Origin of the sequence: Flavobacterium sp. TR2 (genome assembly GCF_025252405.1) — a bacterium.
Classification (GTDB): domain Bacteria; phylum Bacteroidota; class Bacteroidia; order Flavobacteriales; family Flavobacteriaceae; genus Flavobacterium.
On the sequence record NZ_CP104307.1, the window covers coordinates 352,527 to 369,903 of the forward strand.

Genomic DNA, 17,377 nt, shown 5'->3' on the forward strand with positions numbered 1-17,377 from the left:
CTTTTTATTTATAACGAAGTAAACCTTACTACTTCACATTTTCACATCCTTTTTTACTTCTTCACAAGATGATCTTAAGAACCTATACCTCTGTAAACAAAACCGATTGACTCTAATTCTTTAGCATTCAAAATGTTTCTTCCGTCAAAAATAAAAGCTGGTTTATGCATCGAATCGTAGATCTTTTTCCAATCATAAGTTGTGAATTCATCCCATTCTGTTAAGATTGCAATTGCATGAGCATCCTTACAAGCTTCATAAGCATTATCCAAAACCTTTAGGGCTTTACTATTTTCTTCCCTTGATCTTGTTTCTAAATAGTTCAGATCACTTAACATCTTATTTTCAGAAACTTTAGGATCATAAACAGAAATTTTGGCTTGCTCATTTATCAAATCATCAGCTACGTAAATGGCCGCAGATTCTCTTGTATCGTTTGTGTCTTTTTTGAATGCCCAGCCCAAAAAAGTAATTTTTTTATCCGCTACGGTATTATATAATGTTTGTACAATTTTATTAGAGAATCTTCTTTTTTGATGGTCGTTCATAATAATGACTTGTTCCCAATAATCTGCAACTTCGTTCAAACCGTATGATTTTGCGATATAGACCAAATTCAGAATATCTTTTTGAAAACAAGACCCCCCGAATCCGACAGAAGATTTTAAGAATTTAGGTCCAATTCTACTATCCATTCCAATTGCTCTTGCAACTTCATTCACATCTGCGCCGGTTTTCTCACAAAGTTCTGACATTGCATTGATTGACGATATGCGCTGCGCTAAAAATGCATTTGCAGTCAGTTTAGACAATTCTGATGACCAAACATTGGTTGTCAAAATCAAATCTTTGCTAACCCAGTTTGCATAAACATCTACAAGAGACTTTATTGCTTCTTCTCCTTCTGGCGTACTATCGCCTCCAATTAAAATTCGATCTGGATTTAACAAATCTGCAACCGCAGTACCTTCTGCTAAAAATTCTGGATTAGATAAAATTTGAAATTGAACACCATTTCCTGTATTATCCAAGATACTTTTAATGGCCTCAGCAGTTCTAACTGGCAAAGTAGATTTCTCTACAACTATTTTATTTTGTTTGGCTACTCTTGCGATTTGTCTAGCGCATAACTCTATATATTTCAAATCAGCTGCCATCCCTTTTCCTTTTCCATACGTCTTGGTTGGCGTATTTACCGAAATAAATATCATTTGAGCTTCATCTATTGCTCTATCCACATCTGTAGAAAAGAATAAATTTCTCCCTCTTGCTTCCGCCACAATTTCAGAAAGACCAGGTTCATATATAGGAATATTTTCAGGGTTTGGATCGTTCCAATCTGCGATTCTTTGTTCATTCAAATCAACAACTGTAACCTGAATGTGCGGGCATTTTTGTGCTATAACTGCCATCGTTGGCCCACCAACATATCCTGCGCCAATGCAGCAAATTTTTGTAATTTTCATTTGATCTATTTTATTTTGATCTATTTATTTTAAATTATTCCAATACCATCCTACAGCCTCTTTCAATCCATCTTGCAACGAATATTTTGGATTATACCCTAGCATTTTTTTTGCTTTTTCAATACTTGCCAAAGAATGTGGAATATCTCCTGCTCTGTTTTCTCCATAAATAACTGGAACCTTTTTTATTTCTGGATCAAACTCTGACAAATATTCTTTTAAATATTTCACCAAGTCATTTAATGTGTTTCTATCTCCAAATGCTGTATTGTAAACGGTATTAACTGCTTCTAGATTTTGAGAAGTCATAGCCAACTCATTCATTTGAATAACATTGTCAATGTATGTGAAATCGCGAGAATAATTTCCATCCCCATTAACTATTGGGCTTTCATGATTCATAAATTGCTTTACAAACTTCGGAATTACAGCAGCATACGCTCCGTTTGGATCTTGTTTCCTTCCAAAAACATTAAAGTAACGAAGACCGATTGTTTCTACGCCATACGTTTTGCTAAAGATTTCTGCATATAACTCATTTACATATTTAGTAATTGCATAGGGCGACAATGGCTTTCCGATGACATCCTCAACTTTTGGCAATCCTTGAGAATCTCCATAAGTCGAAGAACTGGCTGCATATACAAATCGTTTAACCTTTGCATCTCGGGCTGCTGTTAGCATATTTAAAAATCCAGAAACATTTACATCATTGGTTGTAATTGGATCTTTTATTGATCTAGGAACAGATCCTAAAGCTGCCTGATGCAAAACATAGTCTGCCCCTTCAACCGCCAAATTACAATCAGATAAATTTCGAATATCGCCTTCAATTAGTTTAAAATCTGGATTATCTAAAAAATCCTTTAAATTATGACGGTGACCTGTGGAAAAATTATCCAAACAAACAATCTTATAACCTAAGCTTAAAAAATACTCGGTCAAATTCGAACCTATAAATCCAGCTCCTCCTGTAATTAAAATTGTATATTTTGCTTTATTTTCCATTTATCCAAGTTTAACTTTTTCTGATTCGATTTATGAATGCTTTCCAAAATCCAGCTTTAACTTCTTCTTCATGATAACCATTTGAATAAGCTCCGTAGCCGTAGCCATAACCGGTACCATATTTGGCTTTATTTTCATAACCATTCAATATAATGCTTACGTTGCTTAGCTCTCCACGTTTAAGTCTCGTATTTAACAACGTTATCATATCTTTCTTAGTATAATTCTGCCTTACGATATACAATGTTACGTCTGCGAATTGAACCAATTCTAATGAATCTGCAACTAGACCAACTGGCGGAGTATCTAAAACTATATAATCATATTTCTTCTTTAATTCATCAATCAGCTCCTTCATTCCATCACTTAAAATTAATTCTGAAGGATTTGGAGGAATTGGCCCCGAAAGTATTACATCTAGATTTGGGATTAATGTCGAATTAGTGATTTCATCTAAGCTATTTTGCTTTATCAAATAATTAACCACTCCCAAAGGTGATTTTATTTGAAATTCATCTGCCAATCTAGGTTTTCTTAAATCCAAACCAACGATTACCGTTTTCTTTTCGCTTAAAGCAAAAACAGTGGCAATATTTATTGAGCAGAACGTTTTTCCTTCACCACTTATTGAAGACGTAATCATTAATGTTTTTGCTCCGCTAACTTGCTGTTTTTTATACAAAAACTGAAGCGAAGAACGAATACCTCTAAAAGATTCTGAAAGAGCTGACTTTGGTTTCTCAAAAACTGCCAAATTAGTGGAATCATTATTAAGCCCAATAACTCCAAGCAAAGGAATTTGTGTTAACTTGCTAATATCCTCACTATTCTGAATTGAATTGCTAACAAAAAAGATTACCAGAACAAATAATAAAGGAATTAAAATCCCTAAAAACAAAGCCATGATATAATTCACAGAGGTCTTTGGCCCAATTAATCCTCCTCCAATATCCTTTGCAGGATCAATAAAATGAATATCCGACAGATTAGATGCTCTTACAATTTCTGCTTCATTTCTTTTCTGAAGAAACTCTGTATAAATATTATCATTTAAATCATATTTCCTTTTGATTTTTAATAATTCTTGCTGTTCACCAGGAAGTCTTTTTACTGTGCTTTCCGCTTGACCAATTTTTGCGTTTACCAAAGATAAATCATACAATAAAGAAGCTTTTGCAGTGACAATATTCTCTTGAAGAACATTTTTTACAGCAGCCATCTGATTATCAAAATCTTTAAATATTTTTTCGCTCTTTACAGCATAAGCCATTTCAGACCTTTGAGTTGAAAGCGCAATAAGTTTAGAAACGTTGGCAACAATATTTGGATCTTCAATTCCTGCAACAGAAGGAGCCGGCAATCTAGAATAATCAACGCTATTGTTTAAATACGATTTTAACGAATTATAGTAAGCTATCTTTCTTGTTAACTGATCTTTTTCAACATCAAAATCCATTATTTTCTCTGAAACTTTAGAGCCGCCGTCTTCTATTTCATAAATATTCTTATCCTTTTGGAAAGATTTTAATTCGTTGCCAGTCTGTTTGAGCTGAGACTCCATCGCGACTAGCGTACTATCGATAAATCTAATCGTATTGGTAGCAAACTGATTTTTGCCGTCAAGCTGAATTTTAATAAGCATTTTTACAGTCGAATTCAAATAATCAACCATTCTTGCTTTATTAGTTCCTTGCATTGACAAGGTTAATATTGACCCGCCACTTTTTCCTGCATCTACATTTACTCCTTTATATTGAGAAACTGTTCCGTCAAAATCGTTAAATCTTACAAAATATTCTTTGCCTTTATAAAAGCCTGGATTATCATTTATTTGAAGTCTCCAATTTAAGAACGGCAGATTAACACTTTCTCCTACTTTATATTTTTTGGCAAAAATTACAGGCTGTACCGAAGTATTGCTATAAGAGTTATTGCTATAAGTGATTAGCGAAACTGAATTACTTTCAAATGGAATCTGTATCTGATATTCATTTTCACTTAAAAATTTTATGCTAATTAATGTATTTGCAATCTGTCCTTTGGTTTTATCAATGTCAACATAAAATGGAACAGCTCCATAAGAGTCTATCAAATTATACTCCCCTTGCTCCAAATAATCGATATAAAATTGAAGTTTATCTATCACCAACTCATTATGAGATCTAGATTGGAGAATTGTGGAAATCCCATTTACCTGATCAGAAATTCCTCCCCAGTTAAAGACCAAACTGGTATTCGATGTAAAAAAAGGATTATTTTCTTCTTTAATAGAAACCAAAGTTTGCATTTCGTAAATCTTTTCTTTACGAATGTTTATCTGATAAGCAACTGTGAAAGTAATAATCAAACTTACAAGAAACCATTTCCAATAGCTTGCAATTTTAAGCAGAAACCCTTTAAAATCAAAATGAGATTGATTTTCAAAAATGGCCAAGTCTTTAATATCTAACATTTTAAAATTCTCTTTTTACTTTATTATTAGATAAACCGTTGTAGCCAAAGATAACAATGTAATTATTGTTCCAATAGATTGTATTCCCGTCTGGCCAGTTCCCCAAGTTTTTTGTCTTAGCGGCTTTACATAAATATAATCATTTGGCTGTAAATAATAGTAAGGCGATTTCATTACATTCACATCAGTAAGGTCAATATCATGCATCTGCACACCTGTTGGAGTTTGTCGAATTACGGTCACTTCTTTCCTGTTTCCAACTGTAGTAATATCTCCTGCATTTGCAACAGCTTCCAAGATGGTCACATTATCTTTAAACAATGTTTTTGTTCCAGTGCTTCCAACCTCCCCATTAATGGTATATCTAAAACCTGCCAGCTTTACTGTAACAAAAACATTGGCCTCAGTCTTAAAATATTCTTCCAGTAATTTCTTTTCAATTTTTACGCGAACCTCTTCAAGAGTATAGCCAATTACATTAATCTCTCCTAGAATTGGCATTCTAATATTTCCGTGATCATCAACCGTAAATCCATCAAAATACAAAGCCGATTCACTTTTCCCCGCTTGTCCTCCTTGATCCTCAGTTGTATTAAAAATAGAAACTAATTTCGGATCGATTGCTTTTATATTGATTTTCAAAATGTCATTTACCTGTAAGCGATATGGTTTTGCTTCTACTGCAGCAATTGCTTTTTGTTCGCCAGAATCATTTTTATCTTGAAGATAAACTAGATCTTTAATCGGAATGCATGAGGTAAATAATGCTGAAATTAATAAGAATAGAAAAAAGCTTTTTTTTGTCATTCGTTAAATTTTATCTCACATAGCTTTTCCGTTATTTTCCAGAAAAAACTAGCTGTTATTTGGGGTTTAGTTAATTATTTTTAAATGTTTTTTCAAAAGGGATTCTGTGCAGAATACTTCTCCCTAATGTTATTTCATCTGCATATTCCAATTCATCTCCGACCGATATTCCTCTCGCTATTGTTGAAATAATAATCTTGGAGTCCGCGATTTGCTTATAGATATAAAAATTTGTTGTATCGCCCTCCATTGTTGAGCTTAAAGCAAAAATAATCTCCGATACTTTCCCAGATTTCACTTTCGCCACCAAACTAGAAATATTCAACTGGTTAGGACCAACTCCTTCGATGGGCGAAATTTTCCCGCCTAACACATGGTATATACCTTTAAATTGCCCGGTATTTTCTATGGCCATAACATCTCGAATATCTTCTACAATACATATTGTTTCATGATTTCTAATCGGATTAGCGCATATTTCACAAACTTTAGTATCCGAAATATTATGGCAACTTTCGCAAAATTTAATATCCTCACGCATATTCAATAATGCCTGAGATAAAAAGACAGTTTGTTCCTTCGGCTGTTTTAACAAATGAAGAACCAATCGAAGTGCTGTACGCTTACCTATACCAGGCAATTGCGACATTTCGTTTACTGCTTTTTCAATTAATTTTGATGAAAATTCCATGACGACAAAAGTAATACTTTTAATGGTTTAGCCTACATTACATCCATTAAATTCAAGCGTTAGCGATATTGAAAAATTATTCCGAAACCCCTTTCTTTTTCTATCCGAAATAAATGTATTTAGCGACATTCAAAAACCATCTATTCAAAAAATGCTTTTAGCTTAATATTGACTAGTAGCTAGCAAAACTAATGTACAGGCTACTTCTACCTCAATACCATTAGATTCTAATAATTGATACAATTCTGGATTTTCTGTTCCGGGATTAAAAATTACACGTTTAGGATGCGATTCGATAATATAGTTATAATAATCTCTTTGACGAGCAGGATTTAAATACAAAGTAATAGTATCGATATTTTTAACTGGCATTGCCTTGGTTTGAATTTTCACTCCAGCAACCTCACCTGCTTTTTGTCCAATTGCCAATACCGAATGGCCTTTCCCAACCAACATATTGACTGCTCTAAACGAGTAGCGTTCTGGGTTTGTAGATGCGCCTATAACTAATGTTTTTTTACTTTTCATGGTTTTTATTTAGATTGCAAAAGTAATCAAAAAAGAATGATTACGTCTTATATCTTTGATTCAGAATCGATAACAATAAAAAACATATTCATAACATAATTTCATACAAAAGCATCAAAAAATAACTACATTTACTTTACTAACTAACATAATATGGAATTATTTATTTACTTATTTGCCGCTTTATTCTCGGTATTAAACCCAATCGGAACAGTGCCAATTTTTGTTGGATTGACACAACATGATTCGCAAAAAGAAAGATCTCGAATTTCTCTTTGGACTGCAATCAATGTTTTTATCATATTACTGGTCTCTTATTTCATTGGTCAATATGTTCTAACTTTTTTTGGCATCAGTATTGACGCCTTAAGAATCGCTGGCGGAATCGTAATTGTAAATTCTGGATTTTCCTTGCTTTCTGGCAAATTCAACAAAAAACGAGGAATCAATAAAAAAATCGAAAATGAAGCGCAGCACAGAAACGATATCGCCCTTACTCCATTAGCAATACCAATGCTTGCTGGCCCTGGATCTATGTCTCTTTTAATTGCTTTTTACCAAGAACATCATGAAATAAATGAAATCATCATTTCTTCACTAGCGATTTTAGCAATTGCAGTAGCTATTTTTGCAATTCTAAAAAGCGCTCATTACTTAGCTCGAATATTAGGTGCTTCAGGAATTGTTGCGATTTCTAGAATTGTTGGCTTTATAGTTATTTCAATCGGCATTCAATATATTGTAAGCGCAATTGTGAATATTATTAAAGGAAATTTCTAAGTTCAAATCATATTCTAAAAAAGAAAGGGATAAAATCGTGATGACTTTATCCCTTTCTTTTTTTTACTAAATATTTTTTTTTAACTTCTCGGTAAGAAAACTTCGGCCATCATACATCTGGCGCTTCCTCCTCCGCAAGCTTCAATTGTATCCAAACTTGAACTTAAAATTTCTGCATGATTTTCCAACTGCGCAATTTGTTTTGGAGTCAGGCTTTGATACGCAGAAGCACTCATCACGATATATCTCTTATCATCTTTTCCGCGAACTTCAAGCATATTTCCCGCAAAATTATTTACTTGAGCTTCTGTTATTAAAACAACTTCTTTTCCGTCTTGTTTAAGATTATCCAAAACCATTTTACGCTCTTTTTTATCATCAATAGAATCTGCACAAATCACAGCAAAAGTTTCGCCTAAACACATCATCACATTAGTATGATAAATTAATTTACGTTCGCCATCAACAGTTTGAAAAGCTTCAAAAATTACAGGAGCATAATCAAAATCCTCACAAAACTCTATAAACAATTCTTCATCTGCACGTGGCGACAATGCACAATATGCTTTTCCGTTTGCTCTATCCAACAATAAACTTCCTGTTCCTTCTAAGAAAATGCCATCTTCTTCTGCAGAAGTATAATCCATAATATTAGAAATTTCAAATCCTTTTTCTTCCAAAGTATCCAAAATATCTTCGCGACGTTCTTGACGGCGATTTTCAGCAAACATTGGATAAAGTGCCACATCTCCATTTTCATGAAATGAAACCCAGTTATTTGGAAAAATACTATCCGGAGTATCAGTCTCCAAATTGTCATCAACAACAGTTACATCAACGCCAACTGCTCTTAGTTTTTCTACAAAAGCATCAAATTCTTGTTGTGCTTTAGCATTAACAGTACTCGGCAAAAGTCCGTCCAACACTTTTTGATAATAATTATTGACAGCCGTCTGTTCATTCATTCTGAATGCAACTGGCCGAATCATCACAATAGCATTAGTAGTTTGTTTCATGATTTTATATTTTTTTGTTCAAGTTTTAGGTTTCAAGTTCACAACTGAAAAAGCGAAACATAAAATTTGAAACGATTTTTTTTAATCTCTAATTAATGGTAATGTTGAACATCTTAACAGACCTTCTTGTTTTGAAATTTCAGCATACGGAATCTCTTCAACCGTAAAACCATTTTCACGAAGCCAGTTATTCAATCTTGTAAAATTCTTTTCAGAAACCACCACATTTTCATCAATTGAAAACACATTCGAAAACATATTATACATTTCATTTCTTTCAATATGAAATAAATTTTCTTTTCCGAACAGTTTTACTAAATAAAGGTAATCTGCCTCTTCGCGAAAGCCTCTTTTATAAATAATACCTTTATTTTTTCCAACAGGCTGAAAACAGCAATCTAAATGCAAAGCATTATCTCTCGCCTCTAATTTAGATTTTACCAGATCAAACTCTTTCACAATTTTATTCGGAAATAGCGACTTAATATAATTTACGCCATGCATATTGGTTCTTGCGGTAATGTAATCTTTATAATCGCTTCCTTTATAAGTCCCTATAAAAATATGATCATTCCATAGCATGACATCTCCCCCTTCTATATGAACTTCTTCTGGAGGGCGAACCACTTTTAATGGATCAATCTGATCTATTACATATTGAATAGCATCTAACTCACGTTCTCTGTCTGGCAGAATATTAGATTTTACAAAAACATCGTCAATCACAAACCCAATATCACGAGCAAAAATCTGATTATAATTTTCGATCATTTCTGGGCGATAAACAGTTACATCGTATTTCTGAAAAACTGCATTAAAAGCATCCATTTCAGCAACCATATCTTTTTCGACAGGATAAGTTCCTGCCTTAATATGTTCCAATGATTTAGGGTCATAAGCCTCTTCTATAGTTGGAGTTGGACCATTATGAACAGCAGAACCCAAAACTACAGCACGAAGTCGAGACGTTTCGTTCTTTACATTTAATTGCAACATAACTCTATTATATTTTGAGCAAATATAAAAAAAGCTTCACAGTAAAGTGAAGCTTTCGTTTTTTATTTATTAGACTTAAACTCTCGTAAAGGATGTCCTGTATAAATTTGTCTTGGTCTTCCAATTGGCTCTTTATTTTCACGCATTTCTTTCCATTGCGCAATCCAGCCTGGTAGTCTTCCAATAGCAAACATAACAGTAAACATATCAGTTGGAATTCCTAAAGCTCTATAAATAATTCCAGAGTAGAAATCAACATTTGGATATAAGTTTCTTGATTTGAAGTACTCATCTTCAAGAGCCGCTTTTTCAAGTTTTCTTGCAATCTCTAAAATCGGATCTTCAACACCTAGAGTCTCTAAAACTTCTGTCGCCGCTTTCTTGATGATTTTAGCTCTTGGATCAAAGTTTTTATACACTCTGTGCCCGAATCCCATTAAACGGAATGGATCGTTTTTGTCTTTTGCTTTTGCTAAGAACTTATCTGTATCTCCACCGTCTTTGTTAATTTCTTCAAGCATTTCAAGTACCGCTTGGTTTGCACCTCCATGAAGAGGTCCCCAAAGCGCAGAAACTCCTGCAGAAACTGAAGCAAATAAACCGGCATGAGAAGAACCTACCATTCTAACCGTAGAAGTAGAACAGTTTTGCTCGTGATCAGCGTGAAGAATAAACAATTTATCTAACGCATTTACGATTACTGGATTTGCAGCATAAGGTCCTGTTGGCAATTTAAACATTAATTGCATGAAACTTTCTACATAACCTTTTGTGTTATCATAGTAATTTAAAGGATAACCCATAGATTTTCTGTAAGTCCATGTAGCAATCACTAAAAATTTTGCCATTGTTTTGCAAATAGCTTCATACATTTCTTTTTCGTTATCAACATTAACTGCTTTAGGATTAAAAGCTGTTAAAGCACTTGTTAAAGCAGATAACACTCCCATTGGGTGAGCTGTTTTAGGGAAACCGTCAATGATATTTTTCATTTCTTCGTTTACCAAAGAATGTTTTTTAATGCCATTTTCAAAATCTTCTAATTGTGCAGCCGTAGGCAATTCACCAAAAATCAAAAGAAATGAAACTTCTAAAAAACTAGCTTTTTCAGCAAGATCTTCGATTGAATACCCTCTGTAACGCAAAATTCCTTCTTCTCCATCTAGGAAAGTGATTTCACTTGTACAAGATCCTGAATTCTTATAACCTGGATCAAGTGTAATATAACCTGTTAAATCACGTAATTTGTTGATATCGATAGCTGATTCGTTTTCGCTCCCTGTGATTACTGGAAGCTCAACCTTTTTACCATCTATTTCTAATGTAGCTATTTTTGACATAATATACTGGAAATAATTCTTTAAATAATAATTTATCAAATCTAATGAATTTAAGACTAATTAAAAAAAGAATACTGCTATGAATTTGTTAAAAGTCCAAAAAAAAACCATCCGCGACAACGGATGGTTTTTTCCAATATATAATTTGTAGAATTATTTGATTTTAAAAGCATTTAAACCAGGGAAATAAGCAGTACTTCCAAGTTCTTCTTCAATTCTCAATAACTGGTTGTATTTAGCCATACGGTCAGAACGAGAAGCAGAACCTGTTTTAATTTGACCACAGTTTAAAGCTACAGCTAAGTCTGCAATTGTATTATCTTCAGTTTCTCCAGAACGGTGAGACATTACAGATGTATATCCAGCATTTTTCGCCATATTTACAGCTGCAATAGTTTCAGTTAAAGTACCAATTTGGTTTACTTTTACTAAAATTGAATTAGCAATTCCTTTTTCAATACCAGTTGACAAACGAGCAACATTAGTAACAAATAAATCATCACCGACTAATTGTACTTTATCACCGATTTTTTCAGTTAAAGCTTTCCATCCATCCCAATCATCTTCGTACATACCGTCTTCGATAGAAATGATAGGATATTTAGCAGCAAGTTCAGCTAAGTATTCAGCTTGCTCAGCAGAAGTTCTGATTTTTCCAGTTTCTCCTTCAAATTTAGTGTAATCGTATTTACCGTTTACATAAAACTCAGAAGCAGCGCAGTCAAGAGCAATCATAATTTCGTCACCGAAAGAATATCCTGCTTTTTCAACTGCTAATTTGATAGTATCTAAAGCATCTTCAGTTCCGCCAGCCAAGTTTGGAGCAAAACCTCCTTCATCACCTACAGCCGTACTTAAACCTCTATCGTGCAATACTTTTTTCAAGTTGTGAAAAATTTCAGTACCCATTTGCATAGCGTGCGTAAAAGAAGTTGCTTTTACTGGGAAAATCATAAACTCTTGAAACGCAATAGGCGCATCAGAATGAGAACCACCATTGATGATGTTCATCATCGGCACAGGAAGTGTATTAGCAGAAACACCACCTACGTATCTGTATAATGGCAAACCAAGTTCGTTAGCAGCAGCTTTTGCAGCAGCCAAAGAAACACCTAAAATAGCATTAGCTCCTAATTTAGATTTGTTTGGAGTACCATCTAAATCAATCATTAATTGGTCAATTGTGTTTTGCTCGAAAACAGAAGTCCCAACTAATTCTTCAGCAATAATAGTATTTACATTATTCACTGCATTCAAAACACCTTTACCTAGATAAGCTTTACCTCCATCACGTAATTCAACAGCTTCGTGCTCTCCAGTCGATGCTCCAGATGGAACAGCAGCTCTACCTAAAACTCCATTTTCAGTTACTACATCAACTTCAATAGTAGGATTACCTCTAGAATCAAGAATTTGTCTTGCGTGAACTTTAATTATAATACTCATTATTTTTGTTTTTTATTAATAAATTATATTTTTTTTTTCGAAATTATAAAAATATTTAATACTATAAACGAGGTTTAGTCATTAAACCCGTTTATTTATTAACTACATCGTTTTAGACTTTGCTACTTTTAATATTCTCTACAAATTGGTCAAACAAATATGACGAATCATGTGGTCCAGGACTAGCCTCTGGGTGATATTGTACTGAAAAGCAATTTTTATTTTTCATACGCATTCCCGCAACAGTACCATCATTCAAATGAACATGAGTAATTTCTAACTCTGGGTGATTCTCCAACTGCTCTCTCTTAACGGCAAAACCATGATTTTGAGAAGTTATTTCACCTTTACCTGTAATCAGGTTTTTAACTGGGTGATTAATTCCTCGGTGTCCGTTAAACATTTTATAAGTTTCAACTCCATTTGCAAGACCAATTACTTGGTGTCCTAAACAGATTCCAAACAAAGGTTTATTATCAGCTAAAATTTCTTTTGCAACCTGAATCGCTCCGAATAAAGGATCTGGGTCTCCAGGGCCATTTGATAAGAAATACCCATCAGGATTGAACTCAGACATATCTTTATAAGTTGAGTCGAAAGGGTAAACCTTAATATAACAATCTCTTTTAGCAAGATTTCTCAAGATATTCATTTTGATACCAAGATCTAATGCCGAGATTTTGTAAGTAGCATTTTCATCTCCAAAGAAATATGGCTCTTTAGTAGAAACTTTTGACGCCAACTCCAACCCTTCCATATTTGGCACATTGGCCAATTCTTTTTTCAAGTCTTCAATAGAAGTTCCATCTGTACAAATAACAGCATTCATAGCACCGTTATCACGAATGTAACTTACAAGTGCACGAGTATCTACATCAGAAATACAGATTAAATTTTGTTTAGCAAAATAGTCTTCTAAACTTCCAGAAGCATTTTCTCTAGAATAATTAAAACTGAAGTTTTTACAAACTAAACCGGCAATTTTAATACTATCAGATTCCACCTCAGAATCATTAACACCATAGTTTCCGATGTGTGTATTTGTAGCAACCATTATTTGCCCAAAATAAGAAGGATCAGTAAAAATTTCCTGATACCCAGTCATTCCAGTATTAAAACAAACTTCACCAAAAGTTTTACCGCTGATTCCGATAGATTTTCCGTGAAAGATTGTTCCGTCACTAAGTAATAAAATGGCGCTTTGTCGTGTTGTGTATTTCATTATTTAATTTGTATTGTTTTTTTAATCAAGTTATAAAACCCAATAAAGGTTTTAAGTGTAATTAGAATTTTGCAAATTTACTTCTTTAAAATAGCCCTTCCAAGATTTTTTAAAACTTTCACTCGTAAAAATAAAACCTATCATTTTAAAAAAGTTACATTTCTATAGTTTCAAAAAAATCAAAAAAAAAGGATAAACTAAAAATTAGTTTATCCTTGATTTTTATAGAATGATTACTTTCATAATTATTCAGAAGCTTCAGTAGTCGTTTCTGATTCAGCAGCAGGGGCTTCAGGAGCAGCAGTTTCAGCTTTTTTAGCTTTACCACCACGACGGCTTTTCGCTTTTTTAACTTCTTTTTTACCTCCGTTGTAAAGTTCATTGAAGTCAACAAGTTCGATCATCGCCATATCAGCGTTATCTCCCAAACGATTTCCAACTTTAATGATACGAGTGTATCCACCTGGACGGTCACCTACTTTAGCAGCAACATCTCTGAACAAATCAGTTACAGCGTATTTGTTACGTAAGTAAGCAAAAACAATACGACGATTATGAGTCGTATCCTCTTTTGATTTTGTAATTAAAGGCTCAACAAATTGTTTAAGCGCTTTAGCTTTAGCAACAGTAGTGTTAATACGTTTGTGCTCGATAAGAGAACAAGCCATATTAGCTAACATAGCTTTTCTATGTCCAGTCTGTCTGCTTAAGTGGTTGAATTTTTTTCCGTGTCTCATGACGTGTTTTTTTTATCTTCATCTTGCTACAATCCACCATGGAGAGCAAAATATGAAGTAAATTATTCTTTATCTAATTTGTATTTAGCTAAATCCATTCCGAAAGTTAAATTCTTCACTGCAACAAGTTCATCAAGCTCAGTTAAAGATTTTTTTCCAAAATTACGGAATTTCATTAGGTCATTTTTATTGAACGATACTAAATCACCAAGTGTATCAACTTCAGCCGCTTTCAAGCAATTTAATGCTCTCACAGATAAATCCATATCAACAAGCTTAGTTTTAAGCAATTGTCTCATATGCAATGACTCTTCATCATACGATTCTGTTTGTGCAATTTCGTCAGCCTCAAGTGTAATTCTTTCGTCAGAGAATAACATGAAATGGTGAATTAAAACTTTAGCAGCTTCAGTAAGAGCATCTTTTGGATTGATAGATCCATCTGTTTTGATTTCAAAAACTAATTTTTCGTAATCTGTTTTTTGCTCTACACGGAAATTTTCGATTGCATATTTTACATTTTTTACCGGAGTAAAAATAGAATCTGTAAAAATTGTTCCAATTGCAGCATTCTGTTTTTTGTTCTCTTCAGCAGGAACGTATCCTCTACCTTTTTCGATAGTTAAATCGAAGTTCAATTTGATTTTAGAATCTAAATTACAGATCACAAGGTCTGGGTTCAGAACTTGAAAACCTGAGATAAATTTTTGAAAATCACCTGCTGTTAATTGATCTTTACCAGAAACAGAAATAGTAACTGATTCATTATCGATATCTTCAATCTGACGTTTGAAACGTACTTGTTTTAGATTAAGGATAATTTCTGTAACATCCTCAACAACACCTGAAATAGTAGAAAACTCATGATCTACACCTTCGATACGAACAGATGTAATTGCATAACCTTCTAACGCTGAAAGCAAAACTCTTCTAAGTGCATTACCAACTGTCAATCCGTAACCAGGTTCTAAAGGTCTAAATTCAAATTTACCTTCAAAATCGGTTGAATCGATCATGATAACTTTATCGGGCTTTTGAAAATTAAATATTGCCATAAATTTCGACTAAGTCAATTATTATTTGTTGTACAACTCTACGATTAATTGTTCTTTAATGTTTTCTGGAATTTGAAGTCTTGCAGGTACAGAAACGAAAGTTCCCTCTTTAAGATCATTGTTCCAAGTAATCCATTCATAAACATGACTTGAATTTGATAAAGAACGTTCGATAGCTTCTAAAGATTTAGATTTTTCACGAACTGCAACTTTATCACCAGGCTTAAGGTGGTAAGAAGGAATATTAACAACCTCTCCATTTACAGTAATGTGTCTGTGAGAAACGATTTGACGCGCACCTCTTCTAGATGGAGCAATTCCCATTCTAAAAACAACATTATCTAATCTTGCTTCGCATAATTGTAATAGAACTTCACCAGTTACTCCTTTAGTCGCTGATGCTTTTTCGAATAAATTTCTGAATTGTTTTTCTAAAATTCCATAAGAATATTTAGCTTTTTGCTTTTCCATTAACTGAACAGCGTACTCAGATTTTTTTCCTCTTTTTTTAGCCATCCCGTGTTGTCCAGGTGGGTAATTTCTTTTTTCGAAAGATTTATCATCTCCGAAGATTGCCTCGCCAAATTTACGAGCGATTTTGGTTTTAGGACCAGTATATCTTGCCATTTTAAAAAAAATTTTAAGGTAGAAATTATGAATTCAGGTCTAATCCTTCGATAATCTATGTTCTACCTTGTTTATACTATAAAAATAAAAAATTAAACTCTACGTCTTTTTGGAGGACGACATCCGTTGTGTGGCATTGGAGTAACATCAATAATTTCAGTAACTTCAATTCCACCGTTATGAATAGAACGGATAGCAGACTCACGTCCGTTACCTGGTCCTTTTACATAAACTTTCACTTTTTTAAGTCCTGCCTCAAGTGCTACTTTAGTGCAATCTTCTGCTGCCATTTGAGCTGCATAAGGAGTGTTCTTTTTAGAACCTCTGAAACCCATTTTACCAGCTGAAGACCAAGAGATAACTTCACCTTTCTTATTAGTCAAAGAAATAATAATGTTATTAAAAGTGGCAGAAATATGAGCCTCACCCGTTGATTCAACGATAACTTTACGTTTTTTTGCAGTTGCTTTAGCCATATTACTTATTATTTAGTTGCTTTTTTCTTGTTAGCAACAGTTTTTCTTTTACCTTTTCTTGTTCTTGAGTTGTTTTTAGTTCTTTGTCCTCTTAATGGAAGACCAGATCTGTGACGAATACCTCTGTAACATCCAATATCCATTAAACGTTTAATATTTAAAGAAATTTCAGAACGTAATTCTCCTTCAATTTTGTAAAATGAAACAGCTTCACGAATTGCTCCGATTTCATCGTCATTCCAATCTTGAACTTTTTTATCTTGGCTTACTTGAGCTTTTTCCAAAATCTCAATAGCTCTACTTTTTCCTAATCCGAAAATATAGGTAAGTGCAATAACACCTCTTTTGTTTTTTGGGATATCTACCCCTGCTATTCTTGCCATAATTATCCTTGTCTTTGTTTAAATCTAGGATTCTTTTTGTTTATTACGTACAGTCTCCCTTTTCTACGCACGATAATGCACTCGGCACTTCTCTTTTTTACTGATGCTCTAACTTTCATAGTGAATATCCTTTAATATCGATAAGTAATTCTTGCTTTTGACAAATCGTAAGGACTCATTTCTAGTTTCACTTTATCACCAGGTAATAATTTGATGTAATGCATTCGCATTTTACCAGAAATATGAGCAATTACAATATGTCCATTTTCTAACTCTACACGGAACATTGCATTTGATAATGCTTCTATAATTGATCCGTCTTGTTCTATTGCTGATTGTTTTGCCAT

Annotated in this window: 19 protein-coding genes; 1 reads left to right on the top strand and 18 read right to left on the bottom strand. The window is 33.5% G+C overall.

All coding sequences use genetic code 11. The annotated features are described in order from the left end of the window. Positions 1-74: 74 nt before the first annotated feature. From N4T20_RS01675 to N4T20_RS01700, 6 genes are all read right to left on the bottom strand, one after another. The gene (locus tag N4T20_RS01675) at positions 75-1,466 is read right to left on the bottom strand and encodes a UDP-glucose 6-dehydrogenase (RefSeq protein WP_260671429.1); all 1,392 of its coding nucleotides are present in this window, start codon (positions 1,464-1,466) and stop codon (positions 75-77) included. 24 nt (positions 1,467-1,490) lie between these two features. Continuing rightward, complete coding sequence (locus N4T20_RS01680; RefSeq protein WP_260671430.1) at positions 1,491-2,474, bottom strand: SDR family oxidoreductase; 984 nt, start codon at positions 2,472-2,474, stop codon at positions 1,491-1,493. Positions 2,475-2,484: 10 nt separating this feature from the next. Beyond that, complete coding sequence (locus N4T20_RS01685) at positions 2,485-4,926, bottom strand: polysaccharide biosynthesis tyrosine autokinase (protein WP_260671431.1); 2,442 nt, start codon at positions 4,924-4,926, stop codon at positions 2,485-2,487. Between the two features lie 15 nt (positions 4,927-4,941). Beyond that, on the bottom strand, positions 4,942-5,733 hold the full coding sequence (locus tag N4T20_RS01690) for a polysaccharide biosynthesis/export family protein (protein ID WP_260671432.1): 792 nt from the start codon (positions 5,731-5,733) through the stop codon (positions 4,942-4,944). 70 nt (positions 5,734-5,803) lie between these two features. Further along, positions 5,804-6,424, bottom strand: a complete 621-nt coding sequence (gene recR / locus N4T20_RS01695; RefSeq protein WP_260671433.1) for a recombination mediator RecR — start codon at positions 6,422-6,424, stop codon at positions 5,804-5,806. Between the two features lie 162 nt (positions 6,425-6,586). Beyond that, complete coding sequence (locus N4T20_RS01700; RefSeq protein WP_260671434.1) at positions 6,587-6,952, bottom strand: CoA-binding protein; 366 nt, start codon at positions 6,950-6,952, stop codon at positions 6,587-6,589. Between the two features lie 153 nt (positions 6,953-7,105). Between N4T20_RS01700 and N4T20_RS01705 the strand changes: the two genes are divergently transcribed. Then, positions 7,106-7,732, top strand: a complete 627-nt coding sequence (locus N4T20_RS01705) for a MarC family NAAT transporter (protein ID WP_095931487.1) — start codon at positions 7,106-7,108, stop codon at positions 7,730-7,732. An 80-nt stretch (positions 7,733-7,812) separates the two neighbouring features. Here N4T20_RS01705 and ctlX read toward each other — a convergent pair whose 3' ends face one another. The 12 genes from ctlX to infA form a co-directional block, all read right to left on the bottom strand. Next, positions 7,813-8,748: a citrulline utilization hydrolase CtlX gene (gene ctlX, locus N4T20_RS01710; protein ID WP_260671435.1), complete on the bottom strand. Its 936-nt coding sequence runs from the start codon at positions 8,746-8,748 to the stop codon at positions 7,813-7,815. Between the two features lie 81 nt (positions 8,749-8,829). Beyond that, entirely contained in the window at positions 8,830-9,744 is a 915-nt protein-coding gene (locus N4T20_RS01715) for a dimethylarginine dimethylaminohydrolase family protein (protein WP_260671436.1), read from the bottom strand. A gap of 62 nt (positions 9,745-9,806) precedes the next feature. Beyond that, complete coding sequence (locus N4T20_RS01720) at positions 9,807-11,084, bottom strand: citrate synthase (protein WP_260671437.1); 1,278 nt, start codon at positions 11,082-11,084, stop codon at positions 9,807-9,809. Positions 11,085-11,237: 153 nt separating this feature from the next. Continuing rightward, positions 11,238-12,530 (bottom strand): phosphopyruvate hydratase, encoded by a 1,293-nt coding sequence (gene eno / locus N4T20_RS01725; RefSeq protein ID WP_008464336.1) that lies wholly within the window; start codon positions 12,528-12,530, stop codon positions 11,238-11,240. A 112-nt stretch (positions 12,531-12,642) separates the two neighbouring features. After that, a complete protein-coding gene (carA, locus tag N4T20_RS01730; protein WP_260671438.1) occupies positions 12,643-13,752 on the bottom strand; it encodes a glutamine-hydrolyzing carbamoyl-phosphate synthase small subunit in 1,110 nt (369 codons plus the stop codon). A 245-nt stretch (positions 13,753-13,997) separates the two neighbouring features. Then, a complete protein-coding gene (gene rplQ / locus N4T20_RS01735; protein ID WP_008464331.1) occupies positions 13,998-14,489 on the bottom strand; it encodes a 50S ribosomal protein L17 in 492 nt (163 codons plus the stop codon). Positions 14,490-14,551: 62 nt separating this feature from the next. Then, on the bottom strand, positions 14,552-15,544 hold the full coding sequence (locus tag N4T20_RS01740; protein WP_008464329.1) for a DNA-directed RNA polymerase subunit alpha: 993 nt from the start codon (positions 15,542-15,544) through the stop codon (positions 14,552-14,554). A gap of 21 nt (positions 15,545-15,565) precedes the next feature. Further along, complete coding sequence (rpsD, locus tag N4T20_RS01745) at positions 15,566-16,171, bottom strand: 30S ribosomal protein S4 (protein WP_008464326.1); 606 nt, start codon at positions 16,169-16,171, stop codon at positions 15,566-15,568. Between the two features lie 92 nt (positions 16,172-16,263). Further along, the gene (rpsK, locus tag N4T20_RS01750; protein WP_008464324.1) at positions 16,264-16,647 is read right to left on the bottom strand and encodes a 30S ribosomal protein S11; all 384 of its coding nucleotides are present in this window, start codon (positions 16,645-16,647) and stop codon (positions 16,264-16,266) included. 8 nt (positions 16,648-16,655) lie between these two features. Then, positions 16,656-17,030 (bottom strand): 30S ribosomal protein S13, encoded by a 375-nt coding sequence (rpsM, locus tag N4T20_RS01755; RefSeq protein ID WP_008464322.1) that lies wholly within the window; start codon positions 17,028-17,030, stop codon positions 16,656-16,658. A gap of 2 nt (positions 17,031-17,032) precedes the next feature. Next, entirely contained in the window at positions 17,033-17,149 is a 117-nt protein-coding gene (ykgO, locus tag N4T20_RS01760; protein ID WP_002987490.1) for a type B 50S ribosomal protein L36, read from the bottom strand. A gap of 12 nt (positions 17,150-17,161) precedes the next feature. Then, a complete protein-coding gene (gene infA / locus N4T20_RS01765; RefSeq protein ID WP_007136545.1) occupies positions 17,162-17,377 on the bottom strand; it encodes a translation initiation factor IF-1 in 216 nt (71 codons plus the stop codon).